Annotated in this window: 19 protein-coding genes and 1 riboswitch; of the genes, 3 read left to right on the forward strand and 16 right to left on the reverse strand. The window is 67.8% G+C overall.

Annotated features, from left to right (window positions below; translation table 11 throughout):
* Positions 1 to 12: 12 nt before the first annotated feature.
* The 14 genes from C8C95_RS01615 to C8C95_RS01680 form a co-directional block, all read right to left on the reverse strand.
* Positions 13 to 405, reverse strand: coding sequence for a DUF3037 domain-containing protein (locus tag C8C95_RS01615; protein ID WP_116747423.1), 393 nt, complete (start codon positions 403 to 405; stop codon positions 13 to 15).
* On the reverse strand, positions 392 to 1,186 hold the full coding sequence (locus C8C95_RS01620; protein ID WP_116747424.1) for a HipA family kinase: 795 nt from the start codon (positions 1,184 to 1,186) through the stop codon (positions 392 to 394). Before C8C95_RS01620 ends, C8C95_RS01615 begins: the two co-directional genes overlap by 14 nt.
* Positions 1,183 to 2,262: an aminotransferase class I/II-fold pyridoxal phosphate-dependent enzyme gene (locus tag C8C95_RS01625; protein WP_116747425.1), complete on the reverse strand. Its 1,080-nt coding sequence runs from the start codon at positions 2,260 to 2,262 to the stop codon at positions 1,183 to 1,185. Before C8C95_RS01625 ends, C8C95_RS01620 begins: the two co-directional genes overlap by 4 nt.
* Positions 2,259 to 3,200 (reverse strand): adenosylcobinamide-phosphate synthase CbiB, encoded by a 942-nt coding sequence (cbiB, locus tag C8C95_RS01630; RefSeq protein WP_099732161.1) that lies wholly within the window; start codon positions 3,198 to 3,200, stop codon positions 2,259 to 2,261. The genes C8C95_RS01625 and cbiB overlap by 4 nt, the downstream gene beginning before the upstream one ends.
* A 69-nt stretch (positions 3,201 to 3,269) precedes the next feature.
* On the reverse strand, positions 3,270 to 3,839 hold the full coding sequence (gene cobO / locus C8C95_RS01635) for a cob(I)yrinic acid a,c-diamide adenosyltransferase (protein ID WP_056064339.1): 570 nt from the start codon (positions 3,837 to 3,839) through the stop codon (positions 3,270 to 3,272).
* Between the two features lie 29 nt (positions 3,840 to 3,868).
* Positions 3,869 to 8,050, reverse strand: a complete 4,182-nt coding sequence (cobN, locus tag C8C95_RS01640; protein ID WP_116747426.1) for a cobaltochelatase subunit CobN — start codon at positions 8,048 to 8,050, stop codon at positions 3,869 to 3,871.
* Positions 8,047 to 8,433 carry a DUF2149 domain-containing protein gene (locus C8C95_RS01645; RefSeq protein WP_116747427.1) on the reverse strand — a complete coding sequence of 129 codons (387 nt, stop codon included), beginning with the start codon at positions 8,431 to 8,433 and terminating at the stop codon, positions 8,047 to 8,049. The genes cobN and C8C95_RS01645 overlap by 4 nt, the downstream gene beginning before the upstream one ends.
* 61 nt (positions 8,434 to 8,494) lie before the next feature.
* A complete protein-coding gene (locus C8C95_RS01650) occupies positions 8,495 to 8,962 on the reverse strand; it encodes a hypothetical protein (RefSeq protein ID WP_008906167.1) in 468 nt (155 codons plus the stop codon).
* Positions 8,963 to 8,991: 29 nt separating this feature from the next.
* Positions 8,992 to 9,786 (reverse strand): ABC transporter ATP-binding protein, encoded by a 795-nt coding sequence (locus C8C95_RS01655; RefSeq protein WP_116747428.1) that lies wholly within the window; start codon positions 9,784 to 9,786, stop codon positions 8,992 to 8,994.
* The gene (locus C8C95_RS01660; protein WP_116747429.1) at positions 9,783 to 10,817 is read right to left on the reverse strand and encodes an iron ABC transporter permease; all 1,035 of its coding nucleotides are present in this window, start codon (positions 10,815 to 10,817) and stop codon (positions 9,783 to 9,785) included. Before C8C95_RS01660 ends, C8C95_RS01655 begins: the two co-directional genes overlap by 4 nt.
* On the reverse strand, positions 10,814 to 11,716 hold the full coding sequence (locus C8C95_RS01665) for a helical backbone metal receptor (protein ID WP_116747430.1): 903 nt from the start codon (positions 11,714 to 11,716) through the stop codon (positions 10,814 to 10,816). The genes C8C95_RS01660 and C8C95_RS01665 overlap by 4 nt, the downstream gene beginning before the upstream one ends.
* Positions 11,716 to 12,318: a bifunctional adenosylcobinamide kinase/adenosylcobinamide-phosphate guanylyltransferase gene (locus C8C95_RS01670; protein WP_116747431.1), complete on the reverse strand. Its 603-nt coding sequence runs from the start codon at positions 12,316 to 12,318 to the stop codon at positions 11,716 to 11,718. The genes C8C95_RS01665 and C8C95_RS01670 overlap by 1 nt, the downstream gene beginning before the upstream one ends.
* On the reverse strand, positions 12,315 to 13,697 hold the full coding sequence (locus C8C95_RS01675) for a cobyrinate a,c-diamide synthase (RefSeq protein WP_116750099.1): 1,383 nt from the start codon (positions 13,695 to 13,697) through the stop codon (positions 12,315 to 12,317). Before C8C95_RS01675 ends, C8C95_RS01670 begins: the two co-directional genes overlap by 4 nt.
* Entirely contained in the window at positions 13,694 to 15,577 is a 1,884-nt protein-coding gene (locus tag C8C95_RS01680; RefSeq protein ID WP_116747432.1) for a TonB-dependent receptor, read from the reverse strand. Before C8C95_RS01680 ends, C8C95_RS01675 begins: the two co-directional genes overlap by 4 nt.
* A gap of 82 nt (positions 15,578 to 15,659) precedes the next feature.
* Positions 15,660 to 15,899, reverse strand: a riboswitch (cobalamin riboswitch).
* A 157-nt stretch (positions 15,900 to 16,056) separates the two neighbouring features.
* On the opposite strand from C8C95_RS01680, the gene C8C95_RS01685 reads away from it, so the two are divergent.
* The 3 genes from C8C95_RS01685 (at position 16,057) to C8C95_RS01695 (ending at position 17,858) form a co-directional block, all read left to right on the forward strand.
* Positions 16,057 to 16,281 (forward strand): hypothetical protein, encoded by a 225-nt coding sequence (locus C8C95_RS01685; RefSeq protein WP_015014799.1) that lies wholly within the window; start codon positions 16,057 to 16,059, stop codon positions 16,279 to 16,281.
* On the forward strand, positions 16,278 to 16,649 hold the full coding sequence (locus C8C95_RS01690; RefSeq protein ID WP_056064363.1) for a cell division protein ZapA: 372 nt from the start codon (positions 16,278 to 16,280) through the stop codon (positions 16,647 to 16,649). Before C8C95_RS01685 ends, C8C95_RS01690 begins: the two co-directional genes overlap by 4 nt.
* A 393-nt stretch (positions 16,650 to 17,042) precedes the next feature.
* Positions 17,043 to 17,858, forward strand: coding sequence for a sulfite exporter TauE/SafE family protein (locus C8C95_RS01695; protein WP_116747433.1), 816 nt, complete (start codon positions 17,043 to 17,045; stop codon positions 17,856 to 17,858).
* A 68-nt stretch (positions 17,859 to 17,926) separates the two neighbouring features.
* Here C8C95_RS01695 and C8C95_RS01700 read toward each other — a convergent pair whose 3' ends face one another.
* Both C8C95_RS01700 and C8C95_RS01705 read right to left on the reverse strand, forming a co-directional pair.
* Positions 17,927 to 20,371, reverse strand: a complete 2,445-nt coding sequence (locus tag C8C95_RS01700; protein ID WP_116747434.1) for an EAL domain-containing protein — start codon at positions 20,369 to 20,371, stop codon at positions 17,927 to 17,929.
* Positions 20,368 to 21,672, reverse strand: coding sequence for an HD-GYP domain-containing protein (locus C8C95_RS01705; RefSeq protein ID WP_243415610.1), 1,305 nt, complete (start codon positions 21,670 to 21,672; stop codon positions 20,368 to 20,370). The genes C8C95_RS01700 and C8C95_RS01705 overlap by 4 nt, the downstream gene beginning before the upstream one ends.
* Positions 21,673 to 21,873 lie beyond the last annotated feature (201 nt).

Raw genomic sequence — 21,873 nt, forward strand, 5'->3', positions numbered from 1 at the left:
AGGTGGAGAAAGTCACGGCAGTGGGCGGACCATGCGGTCCATGATGTGTTCAAGTGCTGCAGCCGCATCGGTGCAGCGGCCCGTGTGCACGGGAGAGGTCTGGATGATGGCGCTGCGTTTGGCGGTGAGCCAGTGAAAGCGCTGGCGGTACGGCAGGCGCGCAATGGGGCCACAGCCTTCGTCGCCCGCACAGATGGCCACGATGGCGGCCAGATGGCGGCGCACGGTATCGATGTCGGCGTGCGGGTCCATGGCCAGCAGGCGCGCTTCATCGAGCGCGATGGCAGCCTGGAGAAAGCCGGTGCGCTGGCACGACAGGATCACGCCCGCGTTGATGAACTCTTCGCGCTCCACGCGCGGCACCACGCGCACGATGGCGTAGTCATACACCTCAGGCACGTGCATCGGCGGCCTCCTTCAGTGGATTCACCCAGGTGGCGCGCCCGGCCAGGCGGGCGCAGAAGTAGTCCACATAGGCCTGGCGGTGGGTAAGGGCAGCGGTCAGCAGGCCTTCTTCGTGATCTGCACCGGCCAGCACCAAAAACTCGTCGGGCACCTCGGCCAGGATGCCCGCCACCACCTCGGGCGTAAGGCGGGCGGCCAGCTCGGCATCCACCTGCGCGAGCAGCGTGGCCCGGGCCAGCAGCACATGGTCGGCAATGGGCGCAAAAGGTTTGGCGGGCAAGGCCACCGTGCCGTTCCAGGCGTGGTGAAAGGTCAGTGCCGCACCGTGGTCGATGAGCCAGGGCTGGCGGTGCCACATCAGCAGATTGGTGTTGCGCGCAGTGCGGTCCACATTGCCCACCAGCGCGTCGAACCACACGAGGCGTGATGCGAAATCATCCGAAACGACATCCACCGCCGGGTCGAAATTGAGCGCGCCCGACAGGTAATCCAGCCCCACGTTCAGGCCACCGCTGGCGCGCACCAGGTCCTGGATCTCAGGGTCGGGCTCGGTCTGCGCCAGGGCGGGGTCGAGCTGGGCCAGCACGATCTCGGGCACGGGCAGGCCCAGCGCACGGGCGATGCCACCCGCAATCATTTCAGCCAGCAGGGCGCGCACGCCCTGCCCTGCGCCACGGAACTTGAGCACGTAGGTGCCCAGGTCGTCGCCCTCGACGATGGCGGGCATGGAGCCACCTTCACGCAGCGGCGTGACGTAGCGATTGACGGTGATGGTTCTCACAAGGTCTCCCTCGATCCGATGGAATGCGGGATGGTACGGCCCGCAGGGCCCAAGACGGCCTGCCATGCGGCCCGCAGCGCATCTTGTGCGGCGGGGGCCAGCACCCCAAGGCGCACGGTGCCGGGCAGGCCGAACGACGCCGCATCGCGCAGCTTGATGCCACGGGCGCGCAGCGCAGCCAGATCGCTCTGCAACGTGTGGGTAGCAGGCTGCACGCAGAAATAGTTGGCCAGGCTGCCCGCGTGCACAGCCCAGCCCAGGTCGGTGCACAGCGTCTGCTGGCGCGCCTTCCAATCGCCCAGAGTACGCAGGCTGTGCACCAGCCATTGCTGCACGGTGGCCTGCGTCCACGCCTGCAGCAGTGCCACGCCGTGGGCACCCACAGGCCAGGAAGACGCCAGGGCCGTCAGCCCCAGCGCCTGCTCTTCACAGTCTGGCGGCGCAATCGCATAGGCGGCACGTACACCCGTCAGCCCCAGGGCCTTGTTGGGGGTCCAGAGCTGCCAGCAGGCCGAGGGCATGAGCGGCGACGGCGCGCCAGCCCATGCGCCCTCCGCGCCGAGCCGCAGGGGGACATACGCGCAGTCGAGCACACGCCAGGCAACGTCGGCATCGCTTTGTCGCCAACCGCGCAACGAGGAATCTTCCACACCCAGGGGGCTGGAGGGCTCGCACGCCCATTGCAGGCCCGCTGCGGCGCCGCCGCCCCGCAGCACCTCCAGCCCGCGCACCTGCGCGGCCTGGGCGTAGTCGCCATAGCTGTGTGGCGGCACAGCTACCTGCACCGCGCCCTGCTGTGCGGCCAGCGCGGTGATGCGGTGGATGAACTCGCTGGCACTGGCCGCCAGCACGATGCGCCCCGGCACCACGCCATGGAAGGCGCCGAGGGCCTCGCGCAGCGCCGTGTAGGCCGGGTCGGGGTAGCGCGTGGCGTCGGCCGCCTGCACGGCGTGCAGCGCCTCGGGGCATGGCCCGCAGGCGTTGCTGTTGGTCGAGAAATCAAACACCGGAACGCCCGCGGCGTCCGGGCCACCGTGCAACGGCGTGGGCACAGAGAAACGACGCGGCGAGCTCATGCATGCGCCCAAGCAAACACCACCAGCACCAGCAACTGCAGGCCCGCCACCACGGGCACCATGGCCAGCACCACCTGCGTGCCCAGGCGTGCAGCGCGCCGCGTATCGAGCGGCCCCGCCCGGCGGCCCTTGCTGTGCAGTGTGTACACCCCGGGCTTGGCCAGGCGCACGTTCAACGCCAGTGCCATGGCCGCCATGGGCCAGCCGCTGTTGGGCGATGGCGTCTTGCGCGCCTGGCGGGCCAGCGTGGAAAACGGCAGTCCCCTGGCGACCACCGCCAGCAACAAGGCGGTGATGCGGGCCGGCACCCAAGACAGCACATCGTCCGCCCGCGCGGCCCACTTGCCCGCCCATTGCCAGTAGCGCCCGCTGCGCATGCCGGGGTAGCCCCACATGGCGTCGGCCGTATTGGCCATGCGGTACAGCGCAGCCCCCGGCAGACCCAGCAGCGCAAACCAGAACAGCGGCGCCACCACGGAATCGTTGAGGTTCTCGGCCAGCGACTCGATGGCCGACTCGCGCACCTGCACGGCGGTGAGAGCGCTCACGTCCCGGCTCACCAGCCGGGCCAGTTGCGCGCGCCCGGCGGGCAGCGACTGGCCCAGCGCCACCTCCACCGCCAGCACCTCGTCGTGCAGCATGCGCCAGGCCAGCAGGGGCTTGAGCAGCAGCGCCAGCATGCCGAGGGCAAGCCAACCCATCAGCGTCAACGCCAGGTGCTGCAACCACCAGGAAACTATCAAAACAATAGCAGCCAAGGCAATCCACACTAGCGCCCCCAACCAAAAACGCCGAAAGTCCTGTGCCACAGGCGTCAGCGGGGCCACCCGCTCGCCCCCCCAGTGCAAGGCCGTGCCCATCCACACCACCGGGTGCCAGCGGGCGGGCGGCTCCCCCAACCACCAGTCAATGGCCAGTGCCAGCAGCGGCACGCCCATCCACACCGCTGCCGCAGGCCAGCCCAGGCCAGGGAGCAGTAGCAAGGACCAGTGCTCGGACACAGTGGCTCAGTCTTCGATGCCGCGCTGCGCGGGAATGCCCGCCTTGAACGCGTGCTTGATCAGCTGCATCTCGGTCACGGTGTCGGCCAGCTCGATGATCTCGGGGGGACAGCGGCGGCCGGTGAGGCACACGTGCACGTCCTTGGGCCGATCGCGCAGGGTCTGCAACACGCCGTCGAGCGGCAGCCAGCCGTAGATCAGCGGGTAGGTGATCTCGTCCAGCACCACCAGAAAATGCGCGCCCGACAGGATGGCGGCGCGCGCCTTTTCCCAGCCGTCGCGCGCGAGCTGGGCCGAGTGCTCCAGGTCCTTGCTCTTCCAGCTGAAGCCGTCGCCCAGGCCTTCGATGGGCAGGCCGATCTGCTCGAACATGCGGTGCTCGCCAAAACGCGCGGTGGGCACCTTCATGAACTGGAAGATCTTCACAGCTTTGCCCCGGCCATGGGCGCGCAGCGCCAGGCCAAAGGCGGCCGTGCTTTTGCCCTTGCCGTCGCCGGTGTTGACGATAACAAGGCCCCGGCGTTCGCCCTCGGGCTTTTCGTAGCGTTTTTCGGTGGGCGGGGTTTCGATCTGCATGGTGTCGATTCTTTCAGAGAGGCCAGGCATCACACGCCGGCGGGTTGCAACGGGGAAGACAGCGAGGACGGACGGCGCGCCTGCCACGCGGCACCCGCCATCGCCACCAGGGCCATGACCAGCAGGGCCACGATGCCGGCCATGCGCTCCACGGGGCTGGGCTCGGTGGCGCTGTCAGAAGGGGCTGGCTCGGGCTGCCGCTCCAGCAATACGCCCATGGTAGGCACGGCGGGTGCGGAAGGTGGTGCTTCTGCCTGGGCGGGCGGCGCGGGCAGGTCAGCGGTGGGGGGCGCGGGCTGTGGCGCTGCAAGGGCTGGCGACAGCGGCGCGGCAATGGCCATGCCTGCAGGCGGTGTCAGCTCTACGGACTCACCACGAGCCGCTCGCTCCACCCAGCGGCGCACGCTGGGCAGCTCGGCCGCCAGAGGCGCGGCACGCGTCAGCTCCTGGTACATCTGCGCCAGTTGTTTTTGGGTGTCGGCATCGGCCTGCCAATAGCCCTGGCGCTGCGCCTGCACCAGGCGCTCCAGCGACTGGGCATAGGCCTGCGGATGCTCTTTGAGCCACTCGGGCAGGCCCAGCTGGTGCTTGTCGCGCACCAGCACGTCATAAAAGCTTTGCCAATGATCGCTGCGCACCGTGTCGGGCGTCACGGCCTGCCAGCCCCAGGCGAACTGCACGGCCTTGAGCACCTGCAGCGTGCCCGAATAGCCCTCGGCCTTCTGCGCCTGGAGCCAGCCAGGGTGCAGGTAGCGCGACTGCATCTCCAGCGCAATGGCGCGCTGCGCGGTCTCGGTGGTGGGCTCGCCTGCATCCTGCAGCTGGGCCACATGCAGCTCCAGCCCCTGTGCTCGCCCCGCCACGCGGGCTGCGGCCGACAGGCCGCCCAGGTACTGGAACGGGTCGTCCGAGCTGACCATGGCATACAGGTGCGAGCTGCGCGACAGGATGGCGGCATCGGTACGGCGCAGGTGGGCACCCAATGCCTGGGCCGCCACACCACCCGCCACGCCGGTCACCGGTTCGCCCTCCAGATAAGGCTGGCTCATGCGTTCGAGGAACATCTGGCCCAGGCGCGCATCGTTGGTTTGCAGGCCGTCGCTTTGCACCGCGTCCGACAGGCCGGTGCCATAGTCGCCCACCGCATTGCCGAACGAGCGCACGCGCGCCAGTTGCTCGGCCTGCGCGCGGGGCACGCCCTGCTTGCGCAGCTCCTGGCCGATCTGCGCAGTATTGCGAGCGATCACGTTGCCGGGCTCGGCCGTGGCGGCCTGGGCCACCGCACGGTCCAGCAGCGCCATCAGCGCGGGAAACTGATCACGGTACGAGCCGGTGATGCTCATGAGCACATCAACGCGCGGGCGTTTGAGCTCTTCTGCGGCAATGGTCTCGACGCGCACCGGGCGGCCCGAGTCATCCCACACCGGGCGCACGCCCAGCGCCACCAGCGCCTGCGCTTCCATGATGCCCTGGTGGCGCAATGTTTCACCCGCCCACAGCGACAGCGCCATGCGCTCTGGCGCCTGGCCGCCATGGCGCGCCTGGTAGTCCTTGAACCAGTCGTTGAACAGCGTCTGCGCCACGGCATAGGCCTGGCGCGTGGGCAAGCGGCTCGGGTCCAGCCCCGTGAGGTTGCGGCCCGTGGGCAGGCTCTCGGGGTTGCGGATGGGGTCGCCACCGTAGGCTGCGGGCAGGAAGCGGCCCTCCAGCCCCGCGAGCAGGCCGGGCATTTCGCCTTCGGTGGCCAGCAAGCGCTCCAGCTCCTGCGCGCGCTGGGCCAGTTGCAGCAGCGCGGGCGTGTCGATGGGTTGGCGCGCGGCGCGGTTGGGCACATGGTCTTCGGCGCGCACCAGGCCGTCCTGTGCGGGCGCCGTGTCAGGCAGCGCGGGGCGCAGGTCCAGCACGCTGGCGGCCTGCGCATCCTTCAAGGCCACTTCCAGCCAGCGCGCGGGGCGTGCAGCCAGCACCGCATCGTGTTTGATGAGAAAGGCCTCATCGATGTCCTCACCCAGCGCCTCGATCAGTGGCTTGCGCAGCGCCTGCAGGATGGTCTCGCGCCGCTGCTCGGGCGCGGGCACGCGGCCGAACACGGCCAGGCCCTTGGGCTGCGAGCTTTGCGCGAGCTGGTCCAGGTAGGGGTGCAGGATTTCAAGAAAGCCGTGGAAGTCAGCCGCGATGCGCTCGGCGCTCCAGCCCAGGTCGCGGTGCAACTGGTGTTCTACAAACTGCGCCACCAGCTGCTTTTCGAGCGCGCGGCGCGTGGGGCCTTCGTCCACCGTTTCCCACTCGTGCATCACCTCGTGCATGTGGGCCATGCGCGCCTCGAAGCCCGCCGGGGCAAACACCGGCGTGCGGTGGCTCACCAGCACGGCGCGGCCCCGGCGCTTGGCCGTGAGGGCCTCGCCCAGGTTGTCCACGATGTAGGGGTAGACCACGGGCAGGTCGCCCAGGGGCAGCAGCGCGTCGTCGTGCACATCCAGCGCACGCGCCTTGCCACCGGCCCACTCCTGCGTGCCGTGGGTGCCGAAGTGGATCAACGCATCGGCCTCCAGCTGCGCCCACAGGTACACCGCCAGGTAATGGTGCGACAGCGGCGCCTTGCTCTTGTGCATGAACGGGTTCTGGCCCAGGCGCAGTGTTTCCTCGCGCGGGGGTTGGGGCAATACCGAGAGCTTGCCCACCTGCAGGCGCGGGATGGCGAACACCTTTTCGCCCTGCCACTCGACCACGTAGCGGCTCTTTTCGGGCGCGCCCCAGTGCGCGTTCATACGCTCGCGCACGGCCTTCGGCAGCGTGGCCAGGTGCTGCTCATAACGCGCCAGTGGCAGCGCGGCGGCCTGTCCGTTTTGCAGCAGCGCGCGCGCATCAGCACCGGGGTAATAGGCGGCGAGCAGCGGCTTGAGCCCATCGATCCAGCCCTGCTCGGGCACCTGCTGCGTGCGGTAGCCTGCCTGCGCCAGCCCGCCGGAGACCTGCTCCAGGCTGCGCGGCACGTTGAGGAATGAGGCGCCGAAGTTGGTGCCACCCGGCGGGTAGTTGTAGACCATGGCCACCAGGCGCTTGTCGGCGGCGGGTTTCGTCTGCAGTGCGATCAGCCGCCGCGCCTTGGCGGCCACGGCCTGGGCCTGGCGCTCGATGAGGCGAAAGTCTTGCCCCTCGGCGCCGTGGGCGGCGACCAGGACCGGATCGATGGCGCCCGCCGCCTCGGGCTGCGCCAGGTAAAACGGCACATCGGACAGCGACAGCCCCGTGTCGCTGGCCTCCCACGCAGCGGCATCACCCGCACGGTAGGGCTGCGTGCCGAGCAGCGGCACGCCCCAGCGGGCCAGCAGCGGCTGCAGCGCGGCGGCCTGAGGCACGAGCTGGTGCAGCACCAGGGCAGAGGCATGCAGGCGGCCCGGGCCGGTGCCGCTTTCGGGGGGCAGCTCCAGCACCTCGGCCAGGGTCTGCGCCGTGACCTGCTGACCAAAGGCCGCATAAGCGAACAGACCCTGCTGGCGGAAGGTGCGCAGCCAGGCATCGAGCCACTCCGTGCTGCCGTCGATGAAGTGGTGGCGGTGCACCAGCACGGCCACGGCGGGCAGGCTGCGCAGCGCGGGCTGGCCCTGGCGCCAGGCCTCCAGCGCGGGGGCGTTGGGCAGCAGGCGGGGCGCGTCGGGGTGGTAGATGCCCCGGGGGGGCAGGATGTCGGGCGCGGGCAAAGTCGGCATCGCAACACCCGCCACCGTGGCGCGCGCCAGGGCGATGGCGTTCTTGAGATTGCGCGGGCCGCCCGCTTGCAGGTAAGCCACCATGCGGGCAGGAGCCTCCAGCGCAGACAGGTCCACAGCAGGCGTGCCCGCAGGCACCCAGACCACGCGGCCCGGGGCGCGTGCGGCGCGGGCATCGAGCTGCGCGCCGACCATGCGGCGCAAGCGCGCCTCCACGCTGGCATGCGGCGCATCCACCCACACCATGGCGGCGCCTGCCAGTGCGCGCTCCAGCGTCTGGGCCTGGGCCGCGTCCAGTACCGCCGGGCCGGCCAGCGGGTAGTCGATGTGCACAAAGCCCAGGCCCGCGTCGGAGGCCAGGCGCTGCACCATGGCCGTGCGCGGGGCGGTGGTGATGTCGGACGTGAGCCAGAGCAACACGGGCGCAGACTGTGCGGCCTGCACCAGCGGCGCAGCCAGCAGCAGGCACCACAGTGCCGCGCGCAGGATCAGCGCCGTCATGGCTTGGCGGGTGCCGGCGTGGCGGAGCCACCCGCGCCACCGGCCGAAGCGCTGGCAGGAGCAGCGCCCGTTTCAGGGATGTAGACGATATTGCCGTCTTCCAGCTTGTAGGCCACGCCCGCGCGCACGCCCTGCCCTTGCGCTGCGCTGCCAGCGCCCTTGAAGCGCACTTCCTTGCCCTGCTCGCGCACGACCACTTCCATATCGGGCTGGCCGGGGTTGCGGATGATGGTGACGCTTTCATTGGCACTGGTCTGGGTCTGCACGGCCACGGCCGTGAGCAGCGCCACCACCAGCACCAGGAACACATCCACCAGGTTCACGGCCGACAGCATCGGATCGTCGTCGTCCTCGGCCAGGACGTTCAAGTGGCGAAGGCTCATGAGACACCTCCGCGCTGCGCGCTGCGTTGTGCAGCTTGCTTGGGGCGGCCCGGCGCGGCGCTCATTGCGCCACCCCGCGCTCCTTGCGCACCACCAGCAGCTCGGCCAGCAGCCAGCGGCGGCGCACCGAGTACACCACCAGGCCCACCGACGCGGCGGCCAGCGCCAGCACCACGCCCGCAAAGGCGCCGCTGAAAACGGCGAGGGCCTGCTGGCCGTTGCCCGCCGCCACGCTCTGCAGCGCGGGGCCGAGTGGGATCATCGTGGCGATCAGCCCCAGCATGGGCGACAGGCGGCTGAGCAGGCGCACGGGTTCCACCTGGCGCACCAGTTGCAGCTCCAGCTCTTCCATCGACAAGCCAGGGGCCACGCGCAGCGAACGGTACTGCGGCTGGCGCCAGCGCTGCCACGCCTCCATGAGCGTGGCGCCGCCCGACCACAACGCGTAGACAAACGCCAGCCCCACCAGCACCAGCACCGGCCACAGCAACGACTGCGCGACCTGCGAGAAACCCGATTCGATGTTCATGCTTCCACTCCCTCAATCCATGTGTTGTTTCATTGGCTGTGCTTGCGCTGCATCGATGGCAGCGCCATCCACATGCCATCCAGATGCCGCACGTGGATGCGGTGGTCAAACACGCTCTCCAGCGCCGCGTGCGTGGCGGGTGCATCGCAGGCGCCCTGGTGCAGCACGCGGCCCTGTGCCATCACCACCATGTCGTCGGATTGCAGTGCCAGCGACACCTCGTGCAGCACGCTGACCACCGTGCCCCCCGCATCGACCAGTGCACGCATGGTGTGCAGCCAGTCGGTCTGGTGCGGCGGGTCCAGGTTGGCCAGGGGCTCGTCCATCAGCAGCACCTGCGCCTGCACCGCCAGAGCGCGGGCCAGCAGCACGCGCTGGCGTTCGCCGCCCGACAGCTGCGACAGCGGGCGGTGGCGCCAGTCCCAGGCCTGCGTGGTGCGCAGCGCCTGCTCCACCGCTGCATGGTCGGCCGCACCCGGCGGCGCCAGCCAGGCCTGGTGCGGCAGGCGGCCGAGCATGGCCACGTCATAACTGGTCAGGTCGTCGGCCGAGCCTTCGTTCTGCCCCAGCCAGGCGAGCTGGCGGGCGCGTTCGCGCGCAGGAATCTGCACCAGCGGGCGGCCGAGCAACAACACGTCGCCCTGCACCGCCACACGCGGCAGCAGGCCCGCCAGCACCTTGAGCAGGGTGGACTTGCCCGCGCCGTTGGGGCCGACGATGCTCGTCCAGCGCCCGGCGGGCAATTGCAGGTCAATGCCCTGCAATATCGAGCGATTCCCGATGCTGGCGCTTATTCCATTTGCACTGATAGCTATTGATTTCATAGTGCACCCCCTTGCGAGGTGCGCCGGTGCATGAGCCACAGCAGATAGGTGCCGCCCAGGGCCGCCGTGAGCACGCCCACGGGCAGCTCCTGCGGCGCCAGCAGCCAGCGCGCCAGGATGTCGGCCGCCATGAGCAGCACCGCGCCCATCAGGCTGGAGAGCACGATGTGCCGTTCGTGTGTCACGCGCACGATGGAACGCACCAGGTGCGGAGCCGCCAGCCCCACAAAGGCGATGAGCCCCGTCTGCGCCACCGCCGTGCCTGTGGCCAGCGCCATGGCAGCCACCAGCCCCACACGCATGGGCATGAGTGGCAGGCCCAGGCTGGCGGCCGTGGCCTCGCCCAGCGTGAGGCCGTCCAGCGCACGTGCCAGCATCCAGGCAACCACCGAGCACAGCGCCCAGGCCACGGCCATGAGCAAGCAGGCCGCCCAGCCCACAAAAGCCGTGCTGCCCAGCGTAAAGGCCTGCATGGCCTGCAGGATGTCGGGCGAGGCCAGTTCCACCAGGTCACGCAGCGCACCCAGCACCACGCCCACAATCACCCCCGCCAGCAACAAGCGCAGCGTGTGCTGCACGCCCTTGGCGAGCAGCAGCGTGAGCACCACCGCCCCCGCCGCGCCCAAAAATGCCATGCCCGTGATGCCGATGCGGGCCATCCACTGCGCCGCCACCGGCGACACCCCGAAGAGCGCCATGGCGACAGCCCCACCCAGCGCTGCGCCCGAGGCGCTGCCCAGCAGGTACGGATCGGCCAGCGGGTTGCGAAACAACCCCTGCGCCACCGCGCCCGACAGGCCCAGCAGCGCCCCCGCCAGCCACGCACCCGCCGTGCGCGGCAGGCGGATGTCCCACACGATCTGCCAGGCCACAGGGTCGCCGTGCATGCGCAGCACGCTGTCAAAGCCCGTGCTGCCCACGCTGGCGCCACACACCGCCAGCAACGCGCTGGCGAGCAACAGCCAGGCGGCACACCATGCGGCGCGGCGGCTGGCGGAACCCGTGGGCCAGTCGGTCGGAATGCTGGTCATGACGCTTTGTCCACCAGACACCGCGCCATGATGCGGGCTGCCTCGGCCATGCGCGGCCCAGGGCGCACCACCACATCGGAATCGCCGGGGCCAAACACGCACAGCCGGTTCTCGCGGATGGCACGCATGGAAGCCCAGCCGGGGTACGGCACCATGGCCTGCATGCTGCGGTTGCCGATCATGATGATGTCGGGGTTGGCGCGCACCACGAACTCGGGGTTCAGGCGCGGAAACGGCCCCAGCGACGCTGGCACCACGTTGCGCACGCCCAGCCGGGTGAGCGATTCGCCAATGAACGACGCCTCGCCCGCTGCATAGGGCCCACGGCTCACCTCGAAGTACACACGCACATTTTTGGCCTTGGGCGGCAGGGACTGTGCAGCCGCCAGCACGCCCGCGTCGATCACACGCCAGAGGCGGTCGGAGCCTTGCGCGCGGGGCACGCCCAGCAGGTCGCTGACAGTGCCCAGCACGCGGCGCACGTCGGCATGCGTCTTGGGCTCCAGCTGCACCACGGTGAGGCCCAGCGCCTCCAGCCGGTCACTGGCGCGCGAGCTGACGGACATCAGCACCACATCGGGCTTGAGTGCCACGACGGCCTCGATGCTCGGGTCCAGCCCGCCCCCCACCTTGGGCAGCTTGGCAATCACAGCCTCCGGCCAGTTGGAGTAGCGGTCCACACCCACCAAACGGTGGCATTGCTCCAGTTCGCACACGCTTTCGGTCAACGAGGGCAACAGGCTGACGATGCGCTGAGGGGGCCGGGGCAGCGAGACCTCGCGGCCCCGGTCGTCCCGGATGTGCACCGGCTGCGCACGCGCGAGGCCGGCCATCAGCAGGCCCAGCAGCACCAGGATGGCGATGACCCACAGGATGCGGCGCACGGGGGTTGGTTTCATCAGCAGGGTTCTTTCAAAGTGAGAGGCAGACCGGCAGCCATCAACGTGACCCGTGGACACACCTGCGCAACCTGCTGGTTGAGCATGCCCAGCGCATCAACAAAGGCGCGCACCTCGCGCCCCATCGGGATGACCCCCAGGCCAATTTCGTTGCCCACCAGAACAACGGGCCCGGGGGACTGCCGAATTGCTTCCAAAAACATAGCAGCCTGGGCATTCCACTCTAGCGCTTGCGCCTGTTTTTGCTCCAAATCCATGGTTTCGAACCCCAGGGGCATGGTCCAGTGGGTGAGCCACAGCGTGAGGCAATCCACCACCACCAGGGTTTGCGGCGCGCTGTGCCGCACAACGGCAGCGGCCACATCGCGCGGCTCTTCCACCGTCTGCAAACCTGGCACGCGCTCGGCGCGGTCGCGCTGGTGGCGGGCGATGCGCTCGCGCATCTCGTCGTCCCAGGCCTGCCCGGTGGCGATCAGCACGGCGCGGTGGTCGGCGGACCGGGCCAGCCAGTCGCGTGCCAGCAGCTCAGCACGGCGGGATTTGCCGCTTTTCTGACCGCCCAGGATGAGCTCGGTAGTGATGGGGTGTGACGCGGATGTCATGCTTTGCTCTGGCCGCCCAGCAGATGCGCAACCGCCTCGGGGCTGGACGGGAACCACGCATGGAAATAGCTGGCATGGATGCTGCCCTGCTGGTACAGAGCCTCACCCGCATCCGGCGCAACCGCCTCGTGGGGCCGCGCCGTGCGGGACACCACGGGAGCGCTGCTGTCGCTGGTCGAATAGTGGAAGGTGTGGCCGCGCAGCGTATGTCCTGCCACGGTCAGCTGCTGCGGCCCCAGGGCCGCCAGGCGCTTTTGCATGGTCACGCGGCCCGGCAGCAGGCCCCACAGCGGAGCCGCGCTGCCATCGGCCAGCGTGATGGAATCGAACAGCGCCATCATGCCGCCGCACTCGGCCCACAGGGGTTTGCCCGCGGCCACATGGGCGCGCAGGCTGGCCAACATGCCGGTGTTGGCAGCGATCTGCGCGGTGTGCAGCTCGGGGTAACCGCCGGGCAGCCACACGGCATCGCAGTCCGGCAACGCCGTGTCTTGCAGGGGCGAGAAGAACGCCACGCGGGCGCCCATTTGTTCCAGGCATTGCACATTGGCGGCGTAGGTAAAACAGAACGCCGCGTCACGCCCCACGGCCACGGTGCGGCCCGCGAGCAGCGATGGCGCAGCAATCTTCGAGGCGGGCGCCGGAAAGTCCACAGCCCAGCGCTGCATATCCTCCAGCGTCATCTGGCCCAGGGGGGTAGCGGCCAGGGCATCGGCCGCTGCGTCCAGCCGCTGTTGGCTGTCTTCCAGCTCGTGCGCGGCCACCAGGCCCAGGTGGCGCTCGGGCAGCAGCGCGGCGCCAGCCTTGCCTGCAGCAGAGGCCGTAGCAGGCTGCACCCGCATCAGCGCCCCCATCCAGTCATCCACATCGTGCAAGCCGTCACGCAACATGTCGGCATGGCGAGCACTGCCGACGCGGTTGGCCAGCACACCGGCCCAGGGCAGGCCCGGGCGGTAGTGGCGCAGGCCATAGGCCAGCGCGCCAAACGTGCCCGCCATGGCGGAGGCATCGACCACCGCCAGCACCGGCACCGCAAAGTGCCGGGCCAGGTCGGCTGCGCTGGGGTTGCCGTCAAACAGACCCATCACGCCTTCGATGAGGATCAGGTCCGACTCGCGCGCAGCGTCGTGCAGGCGCTGCGCGCAGTCGGCCTCACCGTTCATCCACAAATCGAGCTGGTGCACCGGCGCACCACTGGCCAGCTGGTGCCAGTGCGGGTCCAGGAAATCCGGCCCGCACTTGAACACCCGCACCCGCCGGCCCTGGCGCGCATGCAGGCGCGCCAGGGCGGCAGTGACGGTGGTCTTGCCCTGCCCGGAAGCCGGGGCTGCAATCAGCAACGCGGGGCAGCGGGCAGCAGCGGTCGTCGCCAGGGTCACTGCGGCGCCCACTTCACACCGACGTACACCGTGCGGCCTGCGGTGGCGTAGGTGCGGGCCAGCTGGTAGTCCTTGTCGGCCAGGTTGTCGATGCGGGCCAGCAGCGTGTAGTCGCGTGCAAGGCGGGTGCTGGCATACAGGTTGACCAGCGCGTAGCCGCCCAGCACGTTGGTGTTGGCCACGGTGTCGAAGCGGCGGCCTGATGCCTGCACTTCGGCGCCCACGGTCCAACCCGCCAGGCGGGTGTCGGCGCCGAAGGTGGCGTGTTGCTTGGCGCGGCGCGCCAGCTGCTTGCCAGTGTCCAGATCACGCGGGCGTTGCAGGTCAATGGAGCCATGCAATTGCACGTCGCCCACGCGGTGCGAGCCCGCAAACGTCACGCCCTTGTATTCGGCGCGGGCCGTGTTGGCGTAGCAGCCAAAGTCCGACAGGCACGTGCCTGGGCCAGAGAACGAAATCAGGTTGCTGACACGGTTGCGGAACAGCGTGGCAGAGAAGGTGCTGTTGCCCTGGGCGTAGCGCAGCGCCACTTCGGCATTGCGGCTGCTTTCGGGGCGCAGCGTGGCCACGCCATATTCGCTGAAGCGGTGGTACAGCGTGGGCGCACGGAAGGCCGTGCCCACCGACGCCGTGGCGCGCCACTGCGGGGTGATGGCGTAGCCGTAGGCCACGCTGCCAGTGCTCTTGCCACCGAACTCGCTGTCCGAGTCGTGGCGCAGGTTGAGCTGCACCGTGTGGCCTGCAGCGTTGTAGCCATAGCCCAGCGCCAGCGCGTCTTGCGAGCGTTTGGCGTCGATGGGTTTGTTCTCCAGCCGATCTTCACGGCGCTCCAGGGCCGCCGTGACCAGGTGCGCGCCCTGGCGCCATTCATTCTGGAAGTAGTAGCCGCGCAGGCGCGTGTCGCTCAGGTACGGCGAGGGGCGGGTTTCGTATTCGTCGCGCGAGTCGGTGATGGAAAAGCGCGTCTTGTAGGCACTGCTCCACTGCGCGATCCAGTTGAGGCCCAACGCGTGCATGGTGTGCAGGTTACGGTCGTCCTTGCCCAGGCCGCTGTCGTAGCCGCTGTTGGTGTCGTTCAGCATCAGGGTGCCTTCGAGGCGATGCACTGCGTTCACCTGCAGGCCTACCCGCGCGTGGCCTGCCGTGCTGCGGTAGCCGTCACGGTCGGGGTTCTGTCCAGCGATGGGGCGCGCGTTGAAGCCCTTGCTGTCATCACGCGCCAGTCCCAGGGCGTAGTCCAGCGTGCCGCTGGCACCACTGATCCCTGCCTCGAGCTTGGTAGTGTTGTGGTTGCCCACGCCCACGCCCACGTAAGGCGCCGTGCCGTTTTCACCGCGCTTGGTGAAAATCTGCACCACGCCGCCCAGGGCGTCCGAGCCATAGACAGCACCCGCCGGACCGCGCAGCACTTCAATGCGGTCGATGAGGCCCAGCGGAATGCTCTCCCAGGGCGCGCCACCGGTGGATTGCGAGTCGATGCGCACCCCATCGATGTACACCGCAGTAAAGCGCGATTCCGCGCCACGCAGAAACACGCCAGTGGTGGTGCCAGGGCCACCGTTGCGCGAAAACTCCACACCGGGCAGACGGGCCAGCAAGTCGGCCAGACCGGTGGCGCCACTGCTTTCGATGGTTTCGCGGTCCACGATGGAGATGTCGGCCACCAGGTCGGCCAGCGGCTGCGGCGTGCGCGTGGCTGCCACCACCGTTTCAGACAACGACGGTGCGCGCAGGTTTTGCGCCAGCAGCTCGCCGGTGGCCGGGGCGGTCTGTGCGAAAGCGCCGCAGGCGCTGCCAGCCAACAGTGACAGCAGCGCCAGGCGTGGGGCGGGCAGGCGCAACGACGCCACAGGGCGCGCACGAAGGGTACGGATTTTCATGGGGATCAAGGTCAACAAACAACCCGGGCCGGCCTCCCGCCAGCATGTGGGTGATACAGCCGCGCAGCGCCAAAAAAAGGGCGCACGCAGCCACCGTGTTGGCCGGTATCCGGGCTGGCGGAACACCCCCCCAATGCCTTCCCAGGCGCTTGTTCAAGGCGCCCAGTGGCTTATGGATGGAGAGAGAATCAGGTGATTCGTCCGCTGACCGTTGCGGGGGCAGCGCAGGCTGGGCGGGTACCGGTGGTACGGCGCCTCCCTGCTTCCCGTTGAACTGCGGCATGTGAACCACACCGCGAGCACCAACGTCGGGATTTTACGACCGTTTACAAGCTGCTCCCAGAGCGCCAGATCAAGCGGGCAACTCCGCATGGCACCCACGCGGCCGACAATGCACTTGTATCTGTTGCGCATTGCACACCAACGCAGCTTGGGGCCAGGGACCGCTCGGCGTCACACCGCCTACAATCCAAGGCTGTATGGCAATACCGTCCCCCACCGACCAGATCGCCGAGCGCGTGGAGCGCCTGCTGCTGCGACATGCGGAGTTGCAGCGCACCAATGCCCTGCTGGCTGATCAAGTTGCGGCACTGACGCAGGAGCGCGACTCGCTCAAATCCCGCTTGAGCGCAGCACGCGCCCGGGTGGATGCCCTGCTCGAACGCCTGCCCGCCGCCGCGCCGCTCACGAAAGAAGCCGAATGAAGCAAATCGAGGTGCAGATCCTGCAGCAAAGCTATCTGCTGACCTGCCCCGAGGGCCACGAAAGCCGCCTGCTGGACGCCGTGGAGCGCGTGGACACCGCGATGACGCGCATCCGCGATGCGGGCAAGGTCCGGGCGCGGGAACGTATCGCCGTACTGGCCGCGCTGAACCTGGCCTTCGAGATCGCCGACCGCGAAGCCGCAGACCTTGCGGCTGCAGCACAGCCCGTGGCAAGTCCATCTGCCAGTGCCAGCGCTCCCGTGGTGGGACACCAGGAAAGCCTGCTGCCGGATACCGACCAACAGCGCCTGCAAAGCCTGGTACAGCGTCTGGACGACGCTCTGGGCGACGACGGACGCCTTCTCTAGTCCTTGGTGTGCTGAGGCACACCGCTCCTCTTGCCCGTCCGTCACAGCCGCTTGCGGGCTTTACATCACCCCGAGCGCGCAGCGCCCGCTGGCAGCACCTACAATTGGCGTGTCTGCGAAGCTGTCGGGCTTTATATTTCCTTGAACCAATGCTCATTGAGCTCGGGCTTGGTACATCGTCCGGTGAGCGTGATCATCTCGCGTCAGATGAACCCAACGCCAGGCTGCCCTCGCCCACCTGAACCCCCGGTTCAGGATGAGAGTTCGGTGGTATTCGCAGACACCCTCTTCCCCATGCCCTGTCATTGCAAGCACTTGCTGCTGCGTCCGTGACAGGGCATTTTTCGCGGCTCTCCGCGTGCTCTGTTGTCCTTTGTTGCCTGATATCCCGCCATGCTCGATCCCTTGCTGATTGTTGAACTCGGTGTGCTCGGCCTGGCCACAGGTTTTCTGGCGGGGCTCTTGGGCATTGGAGGCGGCATGCTGCTGGTGCCGTTCCTGACCTACATCCTGGGCGCTCGTCAGGTGGCGCCGGACTTGGCGGTGAAGATGGCGATTGCCACCTCCATGGCCACCATCATGTTCACCTCCATCTCCAGCGTGCGTGCCCATCACCGGCGCGGCGCCGTGCGGTGGGACGTAGTCCAGCGCCTCGCGCCCGGCATTGTGCTGGGTGGTTTCGTCGCCAGCCTGGGTGTGTTTGCACTGCTCAAGGGCTCGTTTTTGGCGATCTTCTTCGCGCTGTTTGTGAGCTTTTCTGCCACGCAGATGTTTCTGGACAAGAAGCCCGCGCCCACGCGCCAGATGCCGGGTGGCGCAGGCCAGGTGGCGGCAGGCGGCGTGATCGGCTTTCTGTCGGGTCTGGTCGGCGCGGGTGGCGGCTTTGTCAGCGTGCCCTTCATGACCTGGTGCAATGTGCCCATCCACAACGCGGTGGCCACCAGCGCCGCTCTGGGTTTTCCCATCGCGCTGGCCAACGTGATCGGCTACGCCATTGGCGGACAGAACGTGAGCGGCTTGCCACCGGCATCGCTGGGCTACATCTGGCTGCCGGCACTGGGGGTGATTGCCAGCTGCAGCGTGCTGACGGCCCCGCTGGGAGCCAAGGCGGCGCACAATCTTCCCGTCAAGCAGCTCAAGCGCGTGTTTGCCTCGTTGCTGTTTGGCCTGGCGGCCTACATGCTGTGGAAGGGCGTTTCGGCCGCATAAGGCCGACACAGAGGCGAACTCTCGGCCGTCTGCCGAGCCGCAGCCTCCGGTCGCTGAGCGCTGGAGCTTCAGGTGCTCAGCGGTCGGTGACGCCCCTGGGCCTTCAGCGGCAGGGGTTGGCTCAGCATGGCTCGGAACTGGTCTGCCGGCAGACCCGGTGCACACAAAAAACCCTGGTAGTGCTCGCACTGCATTTGCTGCAGCACCGCCTGCTGGGTTTCAGTCTCCACCCCTTCGGCCACCACTTCGATGTGCATGGCACGGCCCATGCTGATGATGGCGCTGACAATGGCACGGTCGCCGTCGTCGTCGGGCAGGCCGCGCACAAAGGACTGGTCGATCTTCAGCTTGTGAATGGGTAGTTTCTTGAGATAGGCCAGGCTCGAATAGCCGGTGCCGAAATCGTCGATCGCCAGGCCAATGCCCAGGTCGGCCAGCACGCGCAGGCGCTGCTCCATCTCCTGTGCGTCCTGGAGCAGGATGGTTTCTGTCAGTTCCAGCTCCAGCAACGTCGGCGGCAGCTGATGCACCGCCAGCAGGCGCGTGATGCGGTCCACAAAATCGGGCTGGCGAAACTCCAGCGCAGACACGTTCACGGAAATCATGATGGGCGTGCCGCTGTGCATCCACAGGGCGGCCTCGCGCACCGCTTGCTCCATCACCCAGGCGCCCAGCGTCACGATGTAACCCGACTCTTCAGCCAAGGGAATGAACACGGCAGGCGACACGGCGCCGAACTCTGCATCCGTCCAGCGCAGCAGCGCCTCGGCCCCGGTGATGCGACCGGTCGCCATATTGACCTGGGGCTGGTAGTGCACGGCCATGCGCTGCAGACCCAGTGCCTGGCGCATGGCGTGCTCCATCTGCATGCGCGCGAGCAGGTTGGCGTTCATCTGCGGCTGGTAAAAGCCATAGCTGCCGCGACCACGCTCCTTGACCCTATACATCGCGGTGTCGGACTGCTTGATGAGGTCATCTAGCGTGGCGCCATCCTGCGGGTACAGCGCAATGCCGATACTGCACTGGATCGAGAAGCCCATGCTGTCAAGCATGAAGGGCTTGAGCATGTCGTCCAGAATCCGGCGCGCCACACTTTCGGCCACCGATGCATCACCCCCATGCAGGTAGATGACAAATTCATCCCCGCCCAGACGGCACAGCATGTCGGTTTGCCGCAAGCAGGTCTGCAGACGCTCGGCCACCAACTGCAGCACCCGGTCTCCAAAAGGGTGCCCCAGGGAGTCATTGATGATCTTGAAGCGGTCCATGTCCAGGAACAGGATCGCGAAGCCGGTGTCGCTCTGGCGCGCCCCTTGGATGGCGGTATCCACGCGCTGCGAGAGCAGCAGGCGGTTGGGAAGACCTGTCAGCGCGTCGCTGTAGGCCAGCTCTTCAATGCGCTTTTGCGCGGCATGCTGCAGCGTGAGGTCCCGCATGAAACCGATGCTCTGCACCAGCCGCCCCTCATCATCACGCAAGGCCACCCACGACAGTTGCACCGCGCAGTAAGCACCGTTGTCACGGGGCAGCCACAACTCGCCCTCCCAGAAGCCATCCTTGGCCCAGCCCTGCAGTACCTGCCCCATGAAGGAGGCATCCGAGCCCCCGCCAAACAGCGAGGCAGCCACGCAGCCTTCAAAACCCTTGGCCGTAGGGCCGACCAGCCGCTCACACCCGGGGTTCATCCGCATGATGCGGTGCTGGCTGTCGGCGATGAAGATCGCATCCAGGCTGGACTCAAACACGCGCGCGGCCAAGCGCAGGCTCGCCTGAGTCTCGGTTTGGCGAGTGATGTCCCGGAACGAATACACACGGCCCACTGCGCGGCCCTGGCTGAACTGCGGCACCGTGCGCATCTCCAGTACCACGCCGTTGCGCAGCTCGACGATGTCGGTGCTCTCCTGCATGGGTTCGCGGTCGATGGCTGCCAGGCGCTCGGCATAGAAACGGGGGTCCGACACCTGGTCTGCCATGAAGGCGTACACCGCCGCATCGTCGCGCTCCACCAGCAACTGGCGCGGCAGGTTCCACAGCTGGGCCAGGCGCTGGTTGAATGCGCGCACACGGCGATCCAGTCCACACACCAGCATGCCATCAGCGGCGGAGTCCAGCGTGGCACGCAGCTCGGACAACAGTGTCTCCAGCTCACGCTCGGTGGTCTCCTGAAGGCTGCGGTCCAGCATGGTCAGCAGCAGCACCGTGCTACCCCCCTCTCCCCATGGCACACGCCGGACACAACGCTGCACCGGCACCAGGCTGCCATCAGCACGCAGCAAACTCGTATGGGCAGTCACGCCCTGCGCAATCACATCGACAGGCTCAGACCAGAACGCCAACTCCTGGGGCGTACTGGCCAAGTCCAGCACAGACCGCCCCCGCATGGCGACGGCAGACAATCCAGTGAGGCGCTCGGCGCCTGCGTTGGCTTGCAGGATGTGTTGGCTGGCCTCATCCAAGAGCCACACGGCCTCCTGCAGGCCGTCCAGCCACCCGAGCGATGGGAGATCGTTCACGCCGCAGCCTCGTCAGGGCCGGGACTAACCGCTCGCTCAAAAAAGTAACAGATCCGCTGCCGGGGAGACAGGTAGTCCAGCGCGTCACGCGGAAGCTGCGCGGGCTTGAGGCTGCGCCGTATGCCCAATTCAGGGACCGTTTCCAGATCCAGGATCGGCGCCTCTTCCTTGGGCACCCGTGGGTCGTGCACGATGACCTTGGGCCGCAACGGCCGCGACGAGTTGACCGAGGCCACGATGGCATACCGGTCATTGACCAATTGCACGATGGAGCCGGGCGGGTAGACCCCCATCATGCGAATGAAAGCCCCCAGGACCACGGAATCAAACCGCGCCTTGAGCTGGGCAAAGATGACGGATAGCGCCTCATGCGGGGTCAGCGCCGTCACACCCATGGCCGGGTTGCACATCCGGTCGTATTGATTGACCAGTGCCAGGACCTGGCTCATGCGCCCCAGGTCAGGCCCCTTCAAGCGTTGGGGAAACCCGCTACCGTCACACATCTCGTGGTGCCGGGCCACTGCAGTCAGCACCGCATCGGCAAACCCCATGCGTTTGGCCAAGGCCACGGATTCCACCACGTGGGTCTCGTAGCGCGTGCGCTCCATGGGGATCATGGACGGGGTGGGCTGGCGCAGATTGGGCGGAAGCTTGAGCTTGCCAATGTCGTGGATCAATGCTGCCACACCCAGATCGTGCAGCTCCTCGCTCTTCATGCCCAGGGACCGACCCAGCAGCAGCGAAATCACCATCACATTGATCGGATGCAACCCGTTGCGCTCGCCCACGCCCTCGGACAGCAGCCGGATGACGGAGTCGCCGTTTTCCAGCAGTTCGGTCACGCATCCAGAGACCAGCGCCTCCCCCTTGGCCCTGGCCTGGTCCGGGTGCTCTGACACCGTGCGCTCCATGGACTGGTACTGCCGCGTGGCTTCCGAGAAACGCTGGTTGCAGGCAGCCAAGGCCCGGTTTTGCGCTTCCAGCAGCTCGCGGCGACGCTGTGCCTCGGGGTCCACGACAGTGGTCGTGCCAGGCCCAGGCGCATCCAGGCCGTTGGGCGGCGGCACTGTCATTTCAGGCACGCTCCAGGCGGCCGGCACCAGCTCCTGGAGTTCAGGATCGCTCTTCTTGGGGACGTAACGCACCTCGGTCAGTCCCAGCTCCCGCAAGGTGGTGATCTGATCCGACGACGCCACCCGGAAACTGCTGGTCGGGAACGGATGATGCATCCAGCCCACGTCGAGCTGGATGTACATGCCGACACGCAGTTGGCTGATGTCGATGAGGATGGATGAGTTCACGTCAGGCGCACGATACATGGCGACATCAATGCCACCAATAGTTACGCAGATTATCACCAGTTCCAGTGACGTGGCGAAGAACCGACAGGCCGCGCAGCGATCCGGCAACACTTGACTGAAAGCGGGCCTGGCTGGACCACCCCAGTCCCCGCGACAAAGGCATCGCCCACCTTCCAGCCGCGGGGCGACTGGGGTGATGTG

Source organism: Acidovorax sp. 99 (assembly GCF_003096455.1).
Classification (GTDB): domain Bacteria; phylum Pseudomonadota; class Gammaproteobacteria; order Burkholderiales; family Burkholderiaceae_C; genus Acidovorax; species Acidovorax delafieldii.